The organism is Intrasporangium sp. Soil_C_50 (assembly GCF_057656595.1).
The window spans coordinates 225,187-241,927 of record NZ_JBDGKB010000002.1; the positions used below are offsets into that span (position 1 = coordinate 225,187).

General features: G+C 71.8%; 17 protein-coding genes. 4 read left to right on the forward strand and 13 right to left on the reverse strand.

The genetic code is table 11. The annotated features are described in order from the left end of the window. Positions 1-3: 3 nt before the first annotated feature. The 6 genes from AC3A5R_RS08550 to AC3A5R_RS08575 form a co-directional block, all read right to left on the reverse strand. Entirely contained in the window at positions 4-672 is a 669-nt protein-coding gene (locus tag AC3A5R_RS08550) for a hypothetical protein (RefSeq protein WP_487620322.1), read from the reverse strand. After that, positions 672-1,763, reverse strand: coding sequence for a CotH kinase family protein (locus tag AC3A5R_RS08555; RefSeq protein ID WP_487620323.1), 1,092 nt, complete (start codon positions 1,761-1,763; stop codon positions 672-674). The genes AC3A5R_RS08550 and AC3A5R_RS08555 overlap by 1 nt, the downstream gene beginning before the upstream one ends. A 210-nt stretch (positions 1,764-1,973) precedes the next feature. Next, positions 1,974-3,071, reverse strand: coding sequence for a DUF2332 domain-containing protein (locus AC3A5R_RS08560; RefSeq protein ID WP_487620324.1), 1,098 nt, complete (start codon positions 3,069-3,071; stop codon positions 1,974-1,976). 55 nt (positions 3,072-3,126) lie between these two features. Then, positions 3,127-3,684: a DinB family protein gene (locus tag AC3A5R_RS08565; protein WP_487620325.1), complete on the reverse strand. Its 558-nt coding sequence runs from the start codon at positions 3,682-3,684 to the stop codon at positions 3,127-3,129. After that, positions 3,681-4,883, reverse strand: a complete 1,203-nt coding sequence (locus AC3A5R_RS08570) for a methyltransferase domain-containing protein (protein WP_487620326.1) — start codon at positions 4,881-4,883, stop codon at positions 3,681-3,683. Before AC3A5R_RS08570 ends, AC3A5R_RS08565 begins: the two co-directional genes overlap by 4 nt. 133 nt (positions 4,884-5,016) lie before the next feature. Then, positions 5,017-5,529, reverse strand: a complete 513-nt coding sequence (locus AC3A5R_RS08575; RefSeq protein WP_487620327.1) for a MarR family winged helix-turn-helix transcriptional regulator — start codon at positions 5,527-5,529, stop codon at positions 5,017-5,019. A 113-nt stretch (positions 5,530-5,642) separates the two neighbouring features. On the opposite strand from AC3A5R_RS08575, the gene AC3A5R_RS08580 reads away from it, so the two are divergent. The 3 genes from AC3A5R_RS08580 (at position 5,643) to AC3A5R_RS08590 (ending at position 8,131) form a co-directional block, all read left to right on the forward strand. After that, positions 5,643-6,176, forward strand: a complete 534-nt coding sequence (locus AC3A5R_RS08580) for a hypothetical protein (RefSeq protein ID WP_487620328.1) — start codon at positions 5,643-5,645, stop codon at positions 6,174-6,176. A 93-nt stretch (positions 6,177-6,269) separates the two neighbouring features. Next, entirely contained in the window at positions 6,270-7,646 is a 1,377-nt protein-coding gene (locus AC3A5R_RS08585; RefSeq protein WP_487620329.1) for an MFS transporter, read from the forward strand. 122 nt (positions 7,647-7,768) lie between these two features. Further along, complete coding sequence (locus AC3A5R_RS08590) at positions 7,769-8,131, forward strand: RNA polymerase-binding protein RbpA (protein ID WP_487620330.1); 363 nt, start codon at positions 7,769-7,771, stop codon at positions 8,129-8,131. 107 nt (positions 8,132-8,238) lie between these two features. Here the strand turns inward: AC3A5R_RS08590 and AC3A5R_RS08595 are convergent, their stop codons facing one another. The 7 genes from AC3A5R_RS08595 to kdd all read right to left on the reverse strand — a co-directional run bounded on the left by AC3A5R_RS08595 (position 8,239) and on the right by kdd (position 15,206). Further along, positions 8,239-8,811 (reverse strand): FxsA family protein, encoded by a 573-nt coding sequence (locus AC3A5R_RS08595; protein WP_487620331.1) that lies wholly within the window; start codon positions 8,809-8,811, stop codon positions 8,239-8,241. After that, a complete protein-coding gene (locus AC3A5R_RS08600; RefSeq protein ID WP_487620332.1) occupies positions 8,808-9,602 on the reverse strand; it encodes a polyprenol monophosphomannose synthase in 795 nt (264 codons plus the stop codon). The genes AC3A5R_RS08595 and AC3A5R_RS08600 overlap by 4 nt, the downstream gene beginning before the upstream one ends. Then, the gene (lnt, locus tag AC3A5R_RS08605; protein WP_487620333.1) at positions 9,583-11,229 is read right to left on the reverse strand and encodes an apolipoprotein N-acyltransferase; all 1,647 of its coding nucleotides are present in this window, start codon (positions 11,227-11,229) and stop codon (positions 9,583-9,585) included. The genes AC3A5R_RS08600 and lnt overlap by 20 nt, the downstream gene beginning before the upstream one ends. 68 nt (positions 11,230-11,297) lie before the next feature. Beyond that, positions 11,298-11,729: a 3-aminobutyryl-CoA ammonia lyase gene (gene kal / locus AC3A5R_RS08610; RefSeq protein WP_487620334.1), complete on the reverse strand. Its 432-nt coding sequence runs from the start codon at positions 11,727-11,729 to the stop codon at positions 11,298-11,300. After that, positions 11,726-12,484 carry a lysine 5,6-aminomutase subunit beta gene (kamE, locus tag AC3A5R_RS08615; RefSeq protein WP_487620335.1) on the reverse strand — a complete coding sequence of 253 codons (759 nt, stop codon included), beginning with the start codon at positions 12,482-12,484 and terminating at the stop codon, positions 11,726-11,728. The genes kal and kamE overlap by 4 nt, the downstream gene beginning before the upstream one ends. Then, complete coding sequence (gene kamD / locus AC3A5R_RS08620; RefSeq protein ID WP_487620336.1) at positions 12,481-14,094, reverse strand: lysine 5,6-aminomutase subunit alpha; 1,614 nt, start codon at positions 14,092-14,094, stop codon at positions 12,481-12,483. The genes kamE and kamD overlap by 4 nt, the downstream gene beginning before the upstream one ends. Next, a complete protein-coding gene (gene kdd, locus AC3A5R_RS08625; protein WP_487620337.1) occupies positions 14,091-15,206 on the reverse strand; it encodes an L-erythro-3,5-diaminohexanoate dehydrogenase in 1,116 nt (371 codons plus the stop codon). Before kdd ends, kamD begins: the two co-directional genes overlap by 4 nt. A gap of 91 nt (positions 15,207-15,297) precedes the next feature. Here kdd and AC3A5R_RS08630 point away from each other — a divergent pair, with 91 nt between their 5' ends. Continuing rightward, the gene (locus AC3A5R_RS08630; RefSeq protein WP_487620338.1) at positions 15,298-16,740 is read left to right on the forward strand and encodes a KamA family radical SAM protein; all 1,443 of its coding nucleotides are present in this window, start codon (positions 15,298-15,300) and stop codon (positions 16,738-16,740) included. Position 16,741 lies beyond the last annotated feature (1 nt).

Sequence of the window (16,741 nt, forward strand, 5' to 3'; positions counted from 1 at the left end):
CCGTCACTGCGTCTTGTCCAGCAGCCGGATCTGGATCGCCTCGAGCCGTAGCGCGCGCCCGGTGGTGCCTGCCGTGGCACCGTTCCTGACCCATGGCATCCACCCGATGCTCTGCACGTGCACCCGGTAGGCGAGGTCGAAGTTCGAGGCCAAGGCACCGGTCAGCCTCAGCTGGACCGCCTCGAGGCGCAGCGACCGACCCGTCGTCCCCACGACGGCGTTGGTGCGGCCGTAGCCCGTCCACCCGATTCTCTGGACGTGGGCGTTGCCCCGGATCCCGCCGGTCAGGGTGGTGTTCGACAGCTGGAAGCGCAACGCCTCCATCCGTCGGGCCTGCCCGACGGTACCGGCGATCATGCCTCCCGACACCGCCGGCTGCCAACCGGTCGTCGCCAGGTGGCCGGCGAACCGCAACGTCGGCAGGCTCGACCCGTAGGCCCGGGCCAGATAGTTCGCGCGGCTCGTCGTCCAGGCCTTGAGGCTCGCCACGCCCGTGGCGAACGTCGTGGGGCCGTAACCGAAGGACCCCGCCCAGATGGCGAAGTTTCGCGCCGCCGACGCGGCGAGCACCGTCTTCAGGGTGCCGATCTGTGTCAGCATCGCGGCGACCTTCGGCCGGATGGACGAGCTGTAGAGGGCGTTGGCGCGGGCGACGAACTGCGGGTTGCGCATCAGCTCCTCGAACCAGTTGTGCGTGTTGCTGCGCAGGAAGGTCGTCGTCTTGACGTAGTCGGAGGTCGGGTCCCCACCCCACGACCGGGCGGTGAAGTTGCCCAGGGACAGGTCGAAGTCCAGACGGGTCCGGCATGGAGCTTGTCGCCGGGACCGTTCCGGTAGAAGTAGACGCTGGACCGGTTGAAGTCCCAGTTCTCGGCAACCTCGTGCACGAAGTAGTACCTGACGAAGGAGTCGACGTCGATCTTCGATCTGATCACGGGCCAGTCGGGCGAGGGGGCGTACAGCGCCGCCTCCAGGCCGTTGACGAACGCCTTGGTGCTGGCCCACCCGGCTGCCTGGTCAGCAGTGAGGGTGGCATTGATCCCACCCGGCGCGTCCTTGAGCGTGAAGATCCGCTTGCTCGTGGTCGCGGTGAACCGGAAGGGCTCCGCGGTGCCGTAGAGCTGGTCGAGCTCGATGAGGTTCGCCTGCGGGTTCGTGAGGTTGACACGCGTCGGACCGACTTCCGTCTTCTCGGTCAGCAGGTAGTTGCCGAGGACGTGCACGCCGTCGCGGTCGGCGATCTCCACGTCGACGAACCGCGACTCCGGCGAGTACGCGAGCCCCACGGCTCTCGCCAAGTCGTAGCTCAGCTTGTTGCGCATGAGCGATGCGTCTGTGTGGTCGGCGAGCAGGACCCAGGTCTTGGCCGACTGCATCCCGAGCGGTCCGACCGCCTGCTTGAACTTGATCTGGTACGGCTTCTTGTTCAGGGTCCACGTGGCGTTGCCGCGCCCCTTGATGGTCGCAGCCGCGTCGGCGATCGTGTACGACGCGTTGGACGCGTCAACCAGGTTGACCGTGGCACCGACCGAGTTGTCCTTGGAGGCGTTGAGGTAGCTGAGACGGTTCTTGGCCGCGTCGGTGTCGGTGAGGTCGATGGAGACGATCGGCAGGTTGCTGATGGGTACCGGCGCCACGGTGGCCGTCGCCGGTTGCGACCCGACCTCGGCGGCGCCGGTCACCGTGGCCAGCGCCGCCGAGGCGGGTAGCAGGAGGGTGACGGATGTGAGCGCTGCGCAGAGCGCCCGGCCTCGAGTGTTCATCTTCCTCTCCATTCATTCGAATGTGCTGAATGCGTGGAAAGCCCGAATATGCTTGGCCCGCAAGGGAATACGGGACCGCTTCCCTTCTGCCACGGTAGGACGAGGCCGCCGGGACCATTGCGAGACGGCTACACGTGTGGCACAGGGAACACCGAGGCGTACCCGTCGAACCCGGAGGAGCCGCTCGGCGTCACGCCGTCGCGGCGACGGTCACCAGGTGTCGAGCCACGCGCCATGGGGATGGGCCACGCCGATGACGCGCGACTCCCGCTGGGTCCCGTCCGTCCACGTCCTGAGCCCCAGGACCGTCGGGCCCGCCGCCGCCCGCGGGTCATCCGGCAGGCCCGGCACGCAGCCCGGCGGCTCGGCCGTGAACCACGTGAGGCGAGGCACAGTGCCGGCGATCCGCCTCAGCTCGTCCACGAGGGCTTCCCGCCGGACTCGCTCGACATAGGTCAGCGACCACGAGCTGTAGACCACGACGTGCTCGGGGGCGGCGGTCGCCTGACCGAGTGCGGCGGCGACCGCCCGTGAGGCGTCGTCGACGATGTCGCCGGTGAGGACGAGCGGAGGGTCGCGCCTCAGCAGTTCGCGCGCGAACCGGAACCGCTCGATGCGACCCGGCACGTCGGGCCACAGGCAGGCCTCCAGCCAGCGGACCGCCTCGTCGTCATCGAGACCTACAGGTGCGAGGTCGAGCCCGACGCGTCCGCGCACCGGCGGCAGCCCGGCACCTCGCGCGACCAGCGCCGCTGCGCCGCCCGAACGGTCGACCCCCGAGCACCGCACCGGGGAGTCGGCGTCCCCGAAGCGGACGGACCCGTCCGGCGAGGACACCTGGACGGAGTAGCGGTCGATGCCGAGCAGCAGTCCGGCACTCGCCCCGAGCTCGACGATCGCGACCGGGACGTCCGGGCCGGCGGGGTCGTACGTGGTGGCCGTGGCGAGACCGGCGGCCAGGTAGACGCACCGGTTGACCTCGTTCGTCTGCGTCGTGCGTGTCGCCATGGTCTGCCGCAGCTCGTCGACGTGGTCGAGCACGGTCGCGCGCACGTCGGGCCACGGGTCGCCTTCGGGTACAGCCTCACGGCCCACGACGCTGGCGAACCAACGGGCCGCGGGGACGTCGGGCCGGCGAAGGACGAGGTCGTGCAGCGCCGCGAACCACAGCACCGGACGCGCTTGACCGGGCCGGGCCGACACGAGCAGCTCGGCGGTCTCCGGGTCCTCGGCGACGCGCCGGCTCACCGAGCCGTAGAGCGGCAGCGAGGCGTACTCGGCAGCGAACTCGCCGAACCGGCGTTGCACGTGCGCGAGGCGCTCGGCGGCACTACCGGTGTCCCCTTCGCGCGAGGTGTGCCGGTCAGAAGCCGGTGGCACCGTCGACCCGCTCGCGCACGAGGTCCCCATGGCCGTTGTGGCGGGCGTACTCGCCGATGAGGTGCGCGTAGACGAACCGCACCGAGAACGGCTCGCCGCCGGACCGCACGACGTGGTCGAGGTCGTGGGCGGCCGCCACGGCGTCGGCCTCGCGCCACTCGTCGAGGAGGGCCGCGTAGTCCTCTGCCGCTCGCTCGGGGTCCAGCTCGTCGAAGTCGCGGTCGACCCCCTCACCGAAGCCGTGCAAGGGCACGACGTCCTGGCCGCCGACGCGCTGGCGCCACCAGATGCGCTCGACCTTGCGCAGGTGACGCAGCAGTCCGAGGAGGCTGATCCCGGAGGGCTCGACGGAGCGCGTCGCCAGCTGCTCGCCGGTCAGGCCAGAGCAGAGCGCGAGGAGCGTGGCCCGGTGGTGGGCGAGCAGCCCGGAGAGGAGCTCGCGCTCGCCGGCGACGAGCGAGCCGCCCGGTTGCTCGACGGGCGGCGCCGTCCACAGGGCCCCACGCTCCGCGTTGCCCGTCGGCCCTGGGATGGTCGTCACGGGGTGCCTCCGAAGTGATTGCCGCGCAAGGGGTTTCGCTCGAGCAGGACGGCGACCTCGTGGTGCGAGGTCTGGGGGAACATGTCGAACAGGCGCGCCTCCACGGGGCGCAGCGACGGCATCGCGGCGAGGTCGCGGGACAGGCTGTCGACGTTGCAGCTCGAATAGACCACGTGCGAGGCCGGCGACGACTCGAGCCACGCGGCAAGCCGCGGACCGATGCCGCGTCGGGGTGGGTTGACGACGACGAGCCCACGGCCGGAAGCGGATTCGGTCACGCCCGGCAGCACCGTCACGGCGGTGGCATCACCCACGACGAAGTGGAGGTCGGCACTGGTGGCGCCCGACTCCGTGAGCGCGGCAGAGCTGCGCCGGGCCGACTCGATGGCTTCCGGGGCCACCTCGACGCCCCGGACCACGCGGTCGCGCCGGCCCGGCGCGACGGCTGCCTGCAGCGCGAACCCACCGACGCCGCAGTAGAGGTCGAGGACGACGGCCGGGTCGACCCGCGCCACCCAGTCGCGCGCCTGCCGGTAGAGCGCCGTGGCGACGCCGGTGTTGGTCTGGAAGAAGCTGTTGGGTCGCAGGAACAGCTCGACGTCGTCGAGACGCATGGGCAGGACGTCGGCGTCGGTGAGGATGATCTCGACCTCGCCCTCGGTGACCGCCTTGTGCTCCGGCTGCAGGTTGACCGACACGACGCGCACCGCGGGCAGCGCGTCGAGGATGACGGGCAGTCGGGAGCGCAGCAGCGCCAGGTGCTTCTGGGACCGGAGGACGAAGCGGAGCATCGCGTCCCCGTCGGGGGAGTGGGTCAGCAGGACGTGCTTGACCTCGCCGCGCCGGGACGGCACGTCGTACGGCTCGAGTGCGAGCGCGTCGAGGAGGTCGGCGACCCGGGGCACCAGCTCGGCGAGCCCGGGCTCGTAGAGGCCGCAGTGGCGCAGGTCGGTGCCGAGCCCGCCGCGGTCGAGGATGCCGACCGTCACCGCACCGGGGGAGCCCCCGACGACGAGCTTGGCCTTGTTGCGGAAGTGTGACTCGGGACCGGCGTGCGCCGGCAGCCACGTGACGCCGTCGGCGACCGGTGCGAGGACGTCGACGACGTGTCGCTGCTTGTCGGCCAGCTGCCGGTCGTAGGGGACGCCCATGAGGGTGCACGAGCGGCACCGGTCGGCATCGAAGTAGTCGCACTGCATCGGGGCCAAGGCTACGGTCGCCGGGCGTCGTCTACCGCTCGGGGTAGAGGGCCTCTCCGTCGTGAAATGACATAATGTCGATTATCGGCGTTATGCGAGGGAGCGTGCGCCACGCGGATCGGGCCGAGGACGCTCAGGCGTGCCCACCGGAACCCGCGACGCGCAACCACGTGCGCAACGCACCCTCCAGGGCCTCGCGCTGCTGCGGCGTCAGCCCTGCGAGCAACCGGTCGTCGGCGGCCAGCACGTCGACCAGGATCTCGTCGACGCGCTGACGTCCGCGTGCCGTCAGCCGCACGTGCACCGTGCGCCGGTCCGGCTCCTCACGGACGCGCTCGACGAAGCCCACCTTCTCCAGGGCCGCCACCCGCTGCGTCGTCGCACCGGGCGTCACCCGGCAACGCCTCGAGAGCTCACCGGCCGTCAGGCGGAACGGCGCGCCGGCTCGGCGCAGCGTCCCGAGGACGTCGAGGTGGCTCTGGTCGAGCCCGTGGGCGGCCAGCGCCGCCGACCGCGCGTCGGTCACGAGTCCGGCGAGACGCACGAGCGGCGTCACGATGCCGACGGAGGACACGTCGAGGTCCGGACGCTCGCGGCGCCAGGCGTCGACGACGCCCTGGACCTCATCCCCCGAACCCCTCTCCACCTGCAATACTTTAGCGCTAAATCGCTGACCGTGGCGGACCTGTCGGTGGCAGCATCGTCGTCACACGCGTCAGGGGCGATCGCGTCGGCGGGTCGGCGCACGAGGGGTGAGCCATGGACCTGTCCACGTTCTACGCGGTCGTCTCGGCCACGTGCTTCACGCTCGTCGGCCTCTGGTGGTCGGCGGTCGACCGGCGCCGCGAGCTGCTCCGCTCCCCCACGAGCCGCCGCCTCGTCGGCGGGGTCTACCTCACCTTCCTGCTGCCCGGCGTCATGGGCCTCTTCGCGCAGGTGGACCCCGGGCGCTCGGGCGTCTGGCGCACGACCTTCGGGGCGGCCGCCCTCGTCGGCGCGTGGTCGACGATCCGGCTCGTCCGCGAGGACCGGGGCCCCGGCGCCCGCGGCCCGTTCCGGCGGCACCGCTGGCTCGTCGCCGTGCTCTTCCTCGTCGTGCTCGCCTTCGGCGTGTCGCCCGAGCTCGCCGAGGGCCTCGGGCTCAGCGGCCTGCAGGGTGCGGCGATCGCCATCTCCTGTCTCGTCGTGCTCGCACACGGCCTCGCCTGGGAGCTGCTGACGACCGACGACGAGCACGTCGTCGGGAACGGGGCCCGCGGCCCCTCCCCCGACGCCGCACCCGCCGACGGATGAGCCGCCTGCCGGCCGCGATGGAACACCATGTGGCAGCGGCGTGTTGGCGCCGTGGACCGCCCGAGCACCCCGCCCGTGTGGGACGCTCCTGACATGTCCGAAGTCGCCGTCAACGCCGCCCGACCGGAGACCAAGGAGCAGCGCTCCTGGTACTGGTACGACTGGGCCAACTCGGCCTACGTCACGACGACGGCGACCGTCCTCATGGGCCCCTACCTCACGGCCATCGCCAAGGAGGCCGCCTGCCCGGGCATCGCCAGCGGCCAGGACTGCCTGACCGACCTGTCGGTCCTCGGCGTCCCGATCTCGCCCGGGTCGGTCTACCCGTACACCGTCACCATCTCGACGATCATCTCGGCGATCTTCCTCATCTTCGTCGGGGCCATCGCCGACCGCAGCGAGCACCCGACGCGCCTCTTCGCGGGGTTCGCGTGGGCCGGTGCCGTCGCGGGCTCGCTCATGTTCTTCGTCGCCGGCACGAACTGGCAGCTCGGCGTCGTGCTCGTCATCGTCGCGACGCTGTGCCTCGGGGCGTCGCTCGTCATCTACGACTCGCTGCTCATCCGGATCGCCAACGAGAACGAGCGCGACCGCGTGTCCTCCAAGGGGTGGGCGCTCGGCTACCTCGGCGGCGGCATCCTGCTCGCGCTGAACTTCGGGCTGATGAGCTTCTACGACCAGCTCGGGCTGACCGAGGGCATGGCCGTGCGGATCAACATCCTCAGCGCCGGCCTCTGGTGGGCCGGGTTCACCATCATCCCCTACCTCGGGCTGCGGCACCTCACCGGAACCGTCACCACCCCGGTCGAACGCTCGGCGGGCGTCGTCGGGGGCAGCCTCGCCCAGCTGCGCAAGACCTTCCGCGAGCTGCGCCACTACCCCCAGACGCTGCTGTTCCTCGTCGCCTACCTCTTCTTCAACGACGGCATCCAGACCGTCATCGGCAACTCGAGCCTGTACGGCCAGGAGGAGCTCGGCTTCTCCCAGAGCACGGTGCTCGGGCTCTTCCTCTTCGTGCAGTTCGTCGCCTACGGCGGCGCGCGCCTCTTCGGTGCCGTGGCCGCCCGCATCGGTGCCTGGCGCACCGTGCTGTCCGGCATCGCGATGTGGACCGTCGTCGTCATCATCGCCTTCTTCGTCCCGGCCGAGCAGCTGGCGCTCTTCTTCGCGCTCGGCCTGCTCATCGGCATCGTCCTCGGCGGCACCCAGGCCCTGTCGCGCTCGCTCTACAGCCAGCTCATCCCGCAGGGCCGGGAGGCGGAGTTCTTCAGCCTCTACCAGGCCATGGAGCGAGGCACGAGCTGGTTCGGCACGCTGATCTTCGGGCTCGTCTACCAGTTCAGCCACAGCTACCGCTGGGCCATCGTGGCCCTCGTCGTGTTCTTCGTCCTCGGTGGCGCCCTGCTCTCCCGCGTCCGGATGCGCGAGGGCATCGAGCAGGCCGGCAACCCGGTCCCGGCCGTGATCTGAGACGCGTTTACAATTCGCGGCCGCACGGGGAACAAACCAAACCGTTCCGCTCGTTCATGCGTCTGTGAGGGTAAGACACCCGCAGGGTGTCGTACAGAGGCAGGATGTCTGGAGGGGTCCACATGGCCGATCGAGCACTTCGCGGTTCCAACCTCGGTGCACGGAGCATGGAGTCGGACGACAACGTCGTCCCCAGTGAGCGACAGCTCACCGTGTACGTGTGCCCCGAGGGCCACCGGACCGAGCTCCCGTTCTCGATCGAGGCCGACGTGCCTCCCACGTGGGAGTGCCGCTGCGGCCTCGACGCCAAGCTGCAGGGCGGCGGCCCCGAGCCCGAGGCCAAGCCCGTCAAGCACCAGCGCACGCACTGGGACATGCTCCTGGAGCGTCGCTCGATCCCCGAGCTCGAGGAGCTCCTGGAGGAGCGTCTGACGCTGCTGCGCGAGTCCCGCGGCGAGAAGCCGCGTCGTCGCAAGACCGCCTGACGCCCTCCACCGCACGAACCACCGAGGAGCCCGCCCCGTTCGTGGGGGCGGGCTCCTCGTCGTGTCGCGGGTCGCACGTCACCGGTGGTCCGTCACCGGCGATCGGGTCACTGGTCGTCGTCGATGATCTCGCCCTCGACGACGTCCTCGCTCGAGGAGGACCGCGTCGGGCCGGACGGCGGGGTCGCGGTGTCCCACCCGGGCTGGGCCGTGACCGTCGGGCCGCCGAAGCGCTCGGCCGAGGCGATGAGGTGCCGCGAGATGACCGCCTCGAGGAGCCGTCGGGCCACCGGGCGCGTGACGGGCAGCACGAGGAGCAGACCCACGACGTCGGTGACGAACCCCGGCACGAGCAGGAGCGTGCCGCCCGCGAGGACGACCGCACCGTCGGCGAGCTCTCGGGCCGGCATCCGGCCGCTGCGCACCGCCTGGTCGAGCGCCCGCCACGCCTTGCCGCCCTCGCGCCGGATGATCCAGGCGCCGAGCACCGACGTGGCGAGGATGAGCAGGAACGTCCACCAGCCACCGAGCACCTCGCCCACCGCGACGATGACGGCGATCTCGACGATCGGCAGGACGAGCGCCGCGACGATCCCGAGCCGCGACAGGCGCAGGCCGCGCCGTCCTCCGGGACCGCCGGGGCCACCCGCCCGTCCGCCGGGACGCGGAGGCGTCGTCACGACCCCTCCCCCACCGGCGCCGACGCGCGGCGTCGGCCGGAGGCGAGGCCGCGCACCTGGGCGATCCGGTGCTGCACGCCCCAGCGGGTGACGCTCGTCAGCGCCTCGCGGACGATGTCGTGCCCCATCTTCGAGACGCCGACCTCGCGCTCGACGAAGGTGATCGGCACCTCGACGACGCGCAGCCCGGCCCGGACCGCACGCAGCGTCAGGTCGATCTGGAAGCAGTAGCCCTGGGACTGGACGCCGTCGAGGCCCATGGTGCGCAGTGCGCTCGTGCGGTAGGCGCGGTAGCCGGCGGTGGCGTCGTTGACGTGCATACCGAGCATGAGCTTGGTGTAGACGTTGGCGCCGACCGACAGGATCTTGCGGTGCACCGGCCAGTTGCGCACCTCGCCGCCGCGCACCCAGCGGGCCCCGATGACGAGGTCGGCGTCGGCGAGCGCGGCGAGCAGCGACGGAAGCTGCTCGGGAAGGTGGGAGCCGTCGGCGTCCATCTCGACGGCGGCGTCGTAGCCCTCGTCCATGAGGAGCCGGAACCCGGCGAGGTAGGCCTTGCCCAGGCCTTCCTTGCCGCTGCGGTGCATGACGCGCACCTGCGGGTCCGACGCGGCGATCGTGTCGGCGACGGCTCCGGTGCCGTCGGGCGAGTTGTCGTCGAGGACGACGACGTCGACCTCCGGCGCGCTCGCCCGCACGCGAGCGACGATCCCCGGCAGGTTCTCGCGCTCGTTGTAGGTCGGGATGAGCACGGCCACCCGGTTGACCGGCTCACGCTGCGTCGTCGTCATGCTCGTCCTTCAGTCCTTCTCGTGTCTGCCGTCGTCGGACGCTCGCTCCTGCCGACCCTGCGACCAGCGCGAGCAGCGCCGCGGCCGCGAGCCACTCGGGTGCCTCACCGACGCGCGTCGCCAGGGTCGGCGCGTCCCGCAATGGTAGGGCCCCGCGCACGACCGCCTGTGTGAACAACGAGGTGACCTGGTGGGCGGTTCCGTCGGGCGTGATGAGGGCGCTCTGGCCCACCGTCGAGACGTGGACGACGGACCGTCCGAGCTCCATGGCGCGGATCCGGCTGATCGCCAGCTGCTGCGGCGACTCGGCGGTGAAGCCGAAGGTGGCGTTGTTCGTCTGGACGACGAGGACGTTGGCGCCGGAGGTCACGACGTCGCGCATGATGTCGTCGTAGGCCACCTCGAAGCAGATGGCGATGCCGGCGCGGATCTGCTGGCCGTTCGCGGCCTGCACCGTGAAGACGCCCGGGCCGGTGCCTTGGGCGAAGTCGCGCCGGACGAGGTCGACCTCCTTGCTGAAGGTGCGCCAGAACGCGCGGTCCGGGATGTACTCGGCGAAGGGCACCGGGTGGCGCTTGACGTACCGGTCGGTGAGGCCGGCGCCCGGTTCGAAGAGCAGCGACACGTTCGAGAGCATCCCGGCCGGCTCCTCGAGCAGGCCGCCGACGATGAGCGGACGCTTGAGGTCGTCGACCGTCTCCAGGATGAGCGACGTGGCGTCGAGGTTGCGCAGGGGGTCGATGTCGGAGGCGTTCTCGGGCCAGACGACGAGGTCGGGGGCCGGCGCCCGTCCCGCAGCGACGTCCACCTGCGCCTTGAGCGTCGCCGCGACGTGGTTGTCGAGGACCGCACGCCGCTCGGCGTTGAAGTCGAGGCCGGGGTGCGGCACGTTGCCCTGCACCCCGAGGAACTGCGCGGTCGGGCCGTCGGTCGGCAACGGCACCGCGAGCCCCGCCAGACCCAGCACGGCCGCGCCGACGACGGGGGCGAGGACGCCGCGCCCGCCCGGCGCGTCGGTCGACGCGTCGGTCGCACTGCCCGTGGCGCGTCGGCGCGCGAGCAGCTGCTGCGCGGCGAGGGCGAGCAGGGCGCCGGTCAGGGCGACGACGAAGCCGACGAACGGCGCGCCGCCGAGGGCGACGAGCCGGCCGAACGTGCCGTCGGCCTGGCCGAAGGCGATCTTGACCCACGGGAACCCGCCGTACGGGGCGCGGCCCCGGAACCCCTCGGTGATGACCCACACGAGGGCGAAGGCGAGCGGCCGCACCCGCCCGGCCCGGCTGAGCCACCCGTAGAGGGCGCCGGCGAGACCCAGGAAGAGTGCCTCGAGGGTGGCGAGGGCGATCCACGGCACCGCGCCGACGTAGATGCCCGACCACGACAGCGTCGGCACGAAGAAGACGAGGCCGGAGAGCGTCCCGAGCAGGAAGCCGCGCCGGGCCGGGCGCGGGCGCCGGCGCTCCGCGTCGGGCAGCCGGCCCGGCCCCCCTGGGGTCCACGACAACGTCATGAGGCCGAGCGCGAGCGGCGCCACCCACCAGAGGTCGAAGGTGGGGAACGCGAAGCAGAGGAGGCCCCCGCCGGCCAGCGCGAGACCGAGGGGCACGAGGTGACGCCGCACGGGCATCACCGTATGTCGTCACCGCCCACGCGAGCGCACCGACTCCCCCCGGGGCGCCCCCCAGGCGTCACGCGTCAGGGGACGACGACGGTGCCGCGGGCGGTGGTCGCGACGACCGGCGGGTCGAGCACGTCGGCCGCGGACGCCCCCCGCTCCGGCGCCCCACGACCCACGACGCGCACCTCGAACTCCATCTCGCGGCTGCGCCGGCCGACGCGGACGATCTCGGCGGAGATCTCGATGACGTCGCCGGCCCGCACCGGCGCCCGGAACTGCACGTCGCTGTAGGACGCGAACAGCCCCTCGTCCCCGTCGGTGCGGATGCACATCTCCGTCGCGACGTCGCCGAACGCGGCGAGCGAGTACGCGCCGTCGACGAGGTTGCCGGCGTAGTGCGCATGGCTGTAGGGCACGTAGCGGCGGTGCGTCACGCGCTGCCCCACGCCCGCCGTCGTGCTCGTCGCCACCGTCGTCCCGCTCGGCGCGGTCTGGTCCGACCCGGTCATCTCTTCCCCTTCCGGAGGGCGATCTCGTGGACGAGGTAGCTGGCGACCTCGCCGGGCGTCGTGCCGCGGCCGAAGATGCGGTCGACGCCGAGCGCGTCGGCCGAGCCCTCCTCGAACCGGGGGCCGCCGGCGATGAGGATCGGCACCTGGCCCGCCGGGTAGGCCTCGCGGAAGGCCGCCGACATCTGCGTCGTGTTGTGCACGTGGGCGTCCTTCTGGGTGACGACCTGGCTGACGAGCACGGCATCGGCCTTCTCCGCCCGCGCGCGGGCGACGAGGTCGGGCACGAGCACCTGGGCGCCGAGGTTCACCACCGTGATCTCGCGGTAGTACTCCAGGCCCTTCTCACCGGCGAAGCCCTTGATGTTGAGAATCGCGTCGATGCCGACGGTGTGGGCGTCGGTACCGATGCACGCGCCGACGACGACGAGCCGGCGACGCAGCAGCTTCTTGATCGCCGTGTTGGCGTCCTTGGCCGACAGCAGCGGGTACTCGCGCTCGACGACGTGCACGTCGTCGAGGTTGACGAGGTGGGTCACGCTGCCGTAGACGACGAAGAAGGTGAAGTCCGGGCCCATCGCCTTGGCGTGGACGAGCAGCGCGGGCTCGAGGCCCATCTTGCGCGCCAGCTGGAGCGCCGCTCCCTCGGCCCTCTTGTCGTGCGGCATCGGCAGGGTGAAGGACACCTGGACCATGCCGTCGCCGGTCGTGTCGCCGTAGGGGCGGACGACGGCTCCCTGCGCTGCCGTGCTCATCGGGTCGCCTCCTTCGCCGGTGGCGTCCACGCGTCGAGGGCCGTGGTCGCCGGGTTGTCGTAGCCGTCGGCCCGGCGCACGACGCCGTCGAGGCCCTTGCCGCCGGTCGGTGGGCGCTTCATGAGCCCGAAGGTGCCGTCGGCGATGGCCGCGAGGAGCGGGGCGTCGCCCGAGGCGTCGGTGTCGGCGACGATGCGCTCGAGCAGGTCGACAGCCTCGGAGAGCACCTGGCGGGCCCGGGTCTGGATGAAGCCGTCGCGCGGCGGGTGGAAGTCCTCGGTGAGGCCGCCCGCGGCGTTCATGACGTAGCGGACGTTCTGCAGCGCGAGGTCGCGGTCCGACAGGAACGGGGTGACGACGGCCTCGGTCATCATCCCGACGAGGAGGATCCCCTGGCCGGTCATGGCGCCCACGAGGTTGAAGAACCCGTCGAGCAGGTAGCCGCGGAAGACGTCGCCGGTCATGTGCTTCGTCGGCGGCATCCACTTCAGCGGCGCGTCCGGGAAGAGCCGGCGTGCGAGCAGGGCGTGGGCCAGCTCCATCCGGAAGCTGTCGGGGATCTCGGGGTTGATCTCGAAGGCGTGCCCGAGTCCGAGCTGCCAGTCCTGCAGGCCGGCCTCCTTGGCGAACCGCTCGTTGAGCAGCTGGCTGACCGTGACGGTGTGCGCGGCCTCGACGGCGTCGGCGGTCGTGAGGTAGTTGTCCTCGCCGGTGTTGATGATGATGCCGGCGCGGGCGTGGACCTGGCGCGAGAAGCGTTGGTCGACGAACGTGCGGATCGGGTTGATGTCGCGGAAGAGGATGCCGTACATCGAGTCGTTGAGCATCATGTCGAGACGCTCCATGCCCGCGAGCGCCGCGATCTCCGGCATGCAGAGGCCCGACGCGTAGTTCGTCAGGCGCACGTACCGACCGAGCTCCTTGCTCACGTCGTCGAGGGCTGCGCGCATGAGTCGGAAGTTCTGCTGCGTCGCGTACGTGCCGGCGAAGCCCTCGCGGGTCGCGCCCTCCGGCACGTAGTCGAGCAGCGACTGGCCGGTCGATCGGATGACGGCGATGACGTCGGCGCCCTCGCGTGCCGCAGCCTGGGCCTGCGGGATGTCCTCGTGGATGTCGCCCGTGGCGACGATGAGGTACACCCACGGCTTGCGCGGCGGGTCACCGAGCCGTCGCACGAGGCGCTCGCGGGTGGCGCGGGCCCGGTCGACGGTGCGCAGGCCGGCCCCGACGCCCTTGGTCGCGGCACGCCTGGCGGCAGTGGCCTCGCGGCCGTCGGGCAGCCGGAAGGAGACGTTTCCGCTCGCGGCCTTCTGGGCGAGCGTCAGCAGGTCGGGCGCCTCGCCGCGCAGCAGCGCGTCGTAGACCGGCGTCGTGACGCCGTGCTCGAGGCCCACGCCGTCGCGGACGGCGTCGACGAGGTGGTTCACCCAGGGCACGCGCTCGTGGTCGGCGCCGGCCAGGCCAGCGAGGCGGAGGGTGGCGCGCTCGACCGAGACCGTGGTGTGGCTGCGCGCGATGCGCACGACGGGTGCGGCGGCCTTGCGCGCCAGTGACCGGGCGCGGCGGACGACGGCGGGGTCGAGCTCGATGAGGGGTGCGGGGCGGCTCACGCGTCAGATCCTGCCGTCTCGTGGGCCAGACGCGACTCGAAGAGCGCTCGGACGGCGGGCACCTCGCGCACGAGGGAGAGCGCGAGGTCGGCGTGACCTGGCACGTAGCCGTTGCCGACGAGCATCCGCACGTCGGCGGCCAGACCCTCGGCGCCGAGGGCGGCTGCGGCGAAGTTCGTGGCCATGCTGAAGAAGATGACCGTGCCGCCCTGCGCGGTGGCGAGGACGGCGGGCTGCTCGCAGCCCGGCACGTCGACGCACACGACCGTGACGTCGGCCGGGCCACCGGCGGCCTCGACGGCTGCGAGGAGCCCCAGTGGGCTGCGGGCGTCGGCGAGGACCACGGCGTCGGCGAGTCCCGTGGGCTCGAGCAGGTCGAGCTCGCGCTGCAGGGGCACGACGCCGATGGTGCGGGCCGCCCCTGCGACGCGAGCCGCAGCGAGCGAGAGCGAGCCGGACTTGCCGGCGGCCCCGAGCACGGCCACGGTCGGCGGCACGCCGCGGGCGACGTACTCCCCCACGACCCGTGAGACGAGCGCCGGCGCGCCGCACACGTCCATGACCATGAGGGACAGGCGCGGGTCGAGGTCGCCCGGCAGGACGGCGGCGATGCTGCGCCCGAAGAGGATCGCGTGCCCGGCGGCCGGCACCTGCTCGGACCGCCCGTCCCAGCGCGCCAGTCCGTCGGTGATCGAGAGCGGCGTCAGGGACAGCGACACGAGCGTGGCGACGTGGTCTCCGACGGCGAGCCCCAGCGGGCTGGCCGGCCCGACCTCCGCGACGGTGCCGATGAGCATGCCGCCGGAGCCGGTGACGGGGTTCTGCATCTTGCCCCGCTCGGCCACGATCGCCAGCACCTCCGCGCGCACGGCGTCGCCGTCGAGGACGCCGTCGCGCGTGTGCTTCTCGGCGAGCTGGCGGTAGGAGGCGGCGTCGAGGTTGAGGGTGTCCACGGCGATGCGCACCTCGTCGGGCCACAGCTCGGGGCGGGCGTCGAGCCGCCGGGCCGCCTGCGGGAGGGTCACCCCGTCCCCCGCCGGTTCCAGGACGCGGTGCAGCCCGACGGGCGAGCCCTCACGCGCATCGACGGGCGTGGACGGTGGGGTGGTCACGGCGCAGATCCTCCGGTTGCAGTGGACGCGTACGACAAATCCTTTCGCATCATAGGAGGTCGAGGGCTGATGCTTCGGCTATCGTCGGGTCATGACACAGGTGTCACAGCCCTACGCCTACCACCGACGCGAGCTCGTGGAGCCGGACTGGACGCGGCTGCCGGGCTGGACCGACGTGACGCCGTCCGACTGGGACAGCGCCCAGTGGCAGCGTGCCCACTGCGTCAAGAGCGTCGCGCAGCTGCGGGCCGTCATGGGCGACCTGCTCGAGGACCGCTTCTACGCCGACCTCGAGCGCGACCAGGCGGAGCGGGCCACGATGTCGATGCTCGTGCCGCCGCAGATGCTCAACACCATGGTCCCGGCCACCGACGACCCGATGCCATCGGCCGGTGCGGCCTTCACCGAGGCCTTCTACGCCGACCCGGTGCGCCGCTACATGATCCCGGTCTTCTCCGACCGGCGCAGCGACTGGCCCTCGCACCCGCACGCCACCCGCGACTCGCTGCACGAGCACGACATGTGGGTCGCCGAGGGGCTGACCCACCGCTACCCCACCAAGGTCCTCGCCGAGCTGCTGCCCACGTGCCCCCAGTACTGCGGCCACTGCACCCGGATGGACCTCGTCGGCAACTCGACGCCTCAGGTCGCGAAGCTGAAGTTCGACCTCAAGCCGGTCGACCGGCAGAGCGCGATGCTCGACTACCTGCGCCGCACGCCGTCCGTCCGCGACGTCGTCGTGTCCGGGGGCGACGTCGCCAACATGCCGTGGAAGAACCTCGAGGCCTTCCTCGACCAGCTGCTGCAGATCGAGAACGTCCGCGACATCCGCCTCGCGACCAAGGCGCTCATGGGGCTGCCGCAGCACTGGTTCGCCGACGACGTCGTCGAGGGCGTCGGGCGGGTGGCCCGCACGGCCCGCGAGCGCGGCGTCTCCCTGGCGATCCACACCCACGTCAACAGCGCCCAGTCGGTCACGCCGGCGGTGGCGCGCGCATCCAGGGCCATGCTCGAGGCGGGCGTGCGCGACGTGCGCAACCAGGGCGTGCTCATGCGTGGTGTCAACGACACCCCCGAGCGGCTCCTCGACCTGTGCTTCGCGCTGGCCGACGGCGCGATGATCACGCCGTACTACTTCTACATGTGCGACATGATCCCGTTCGCCGAGCACTGGCGCGTCTCGCTCGCGGAGGCCCAGCGGCTCCAGCACGAGATCATGGGCTACCTGCCCGGCTTCTCGACGCCGCGCATCGTGTGCGACGTCCCGTTCGTCGGCAAGCGCTGGGTGCACCAGGTCGAGCAGTACGACCGCGAGCGCGGGATCTCCTACTGGCGCAAGAACTACCGCACCTCCATCGAGGGCGCCGACACCGAGGCGCTGTCGCGCGAGTACGTCTACTACGACCCGATCGACACGCTCCCCGAGGGCGGCCGGCAGTGGTGGCGGGACGCCGTCGACCACGAGCAGGTGCTCGCGGCCGCTACCGAGCAGGCCGCCTCGAGCCGGGCCGCCGCGCAGTCCCAGCTGGTCTGAC

What these genes read in the sequence shown, in the direction of transcription:
- AC3A5R_RS08550 (WP_487620322.1), bottom strand. Translation starts at nt 672, where the DNA reads ATGCGCAACCCGCAGTTCGTCGCCCGCGCCAACGCCCTCTACAGCTCG.
- AC3A5R_RS08555 (WP_487620323.1), bottom strand. Translation starts at nt 1,763, where the DNA reads ATGAACACTCGAGGCCGGGCGCTCTGCGCAGCGCTCACATCCGTCACC.
- AC3A5R_RS08570 (WP_487620326.1), bottom strand. Translation starts at nt 4,883, where the DNA reads ATGCAGTGCGACTACTTCGATGCCGACCGGTGCCGCTCGTGCACCCTC.
- AC3A5R_RS08580 (WP_487620328.1), top strand. Translation starts at nt 5,643, where the DNA reads ATGGACCTGTCCACGTTCTACGCGGTCGTCTCGGCCACGTGCTTCACG.
- AC3A5R_RS08585 (WP_487620329.1), top strand. Translation starts at nt 6,270, where the DNA reads ATGTCCGAAGTCGCCGTCAACGCCGCCCGACCGGAGACCAAGGAGCAG.
- AC3A5R_RS08590 (WP_487620330.1), top strand. Translation starts at nt 7,769, where the DNA reads ATGGCCGATCGAGCACTTCGCGGTTCCAACCTCGGTGCACGGAGCATG.
- AC3A5R_RS08600 (WP_487620332.1), bottom strand. Translation starts at nt 9,602, where the DNA reads ATGACGACGACGCAGCGTGAGCCGGTCAACCGGGTGGCCGTGCTCATC.
- lnt (WP_487620333.1), bottom strand. Translation starts at nt 11,229, where the DNA reads ATGCCCGTGCGGCGTCACCTCGTGCCCCTCGGTCTCGCGCTGGCCGGC.
- kal (WP_487620334.1), bottom strand. Translation starts at nt 11,729, where the DNA reads ATGACCGGGTCGGACCAGACCGCGCCGAGCGGGACGACGGTGGCGACG.
- kamE (WP_487620335.1), bottom strand. Translation starts at nt 12,484, where the DNA reads ATGAGCACGGCAGCGCAGGGAGCCGTCGTCCGCCCCTACGGCGACACG.
- AC3A5R_RS08630 (WP_487620338.1), top strand. Translation starts at nt 15,298, where the DNA reads ATGACACAGGTGTCACAGCCCTACGCCTACCACCGACGCGAGCTCGTG.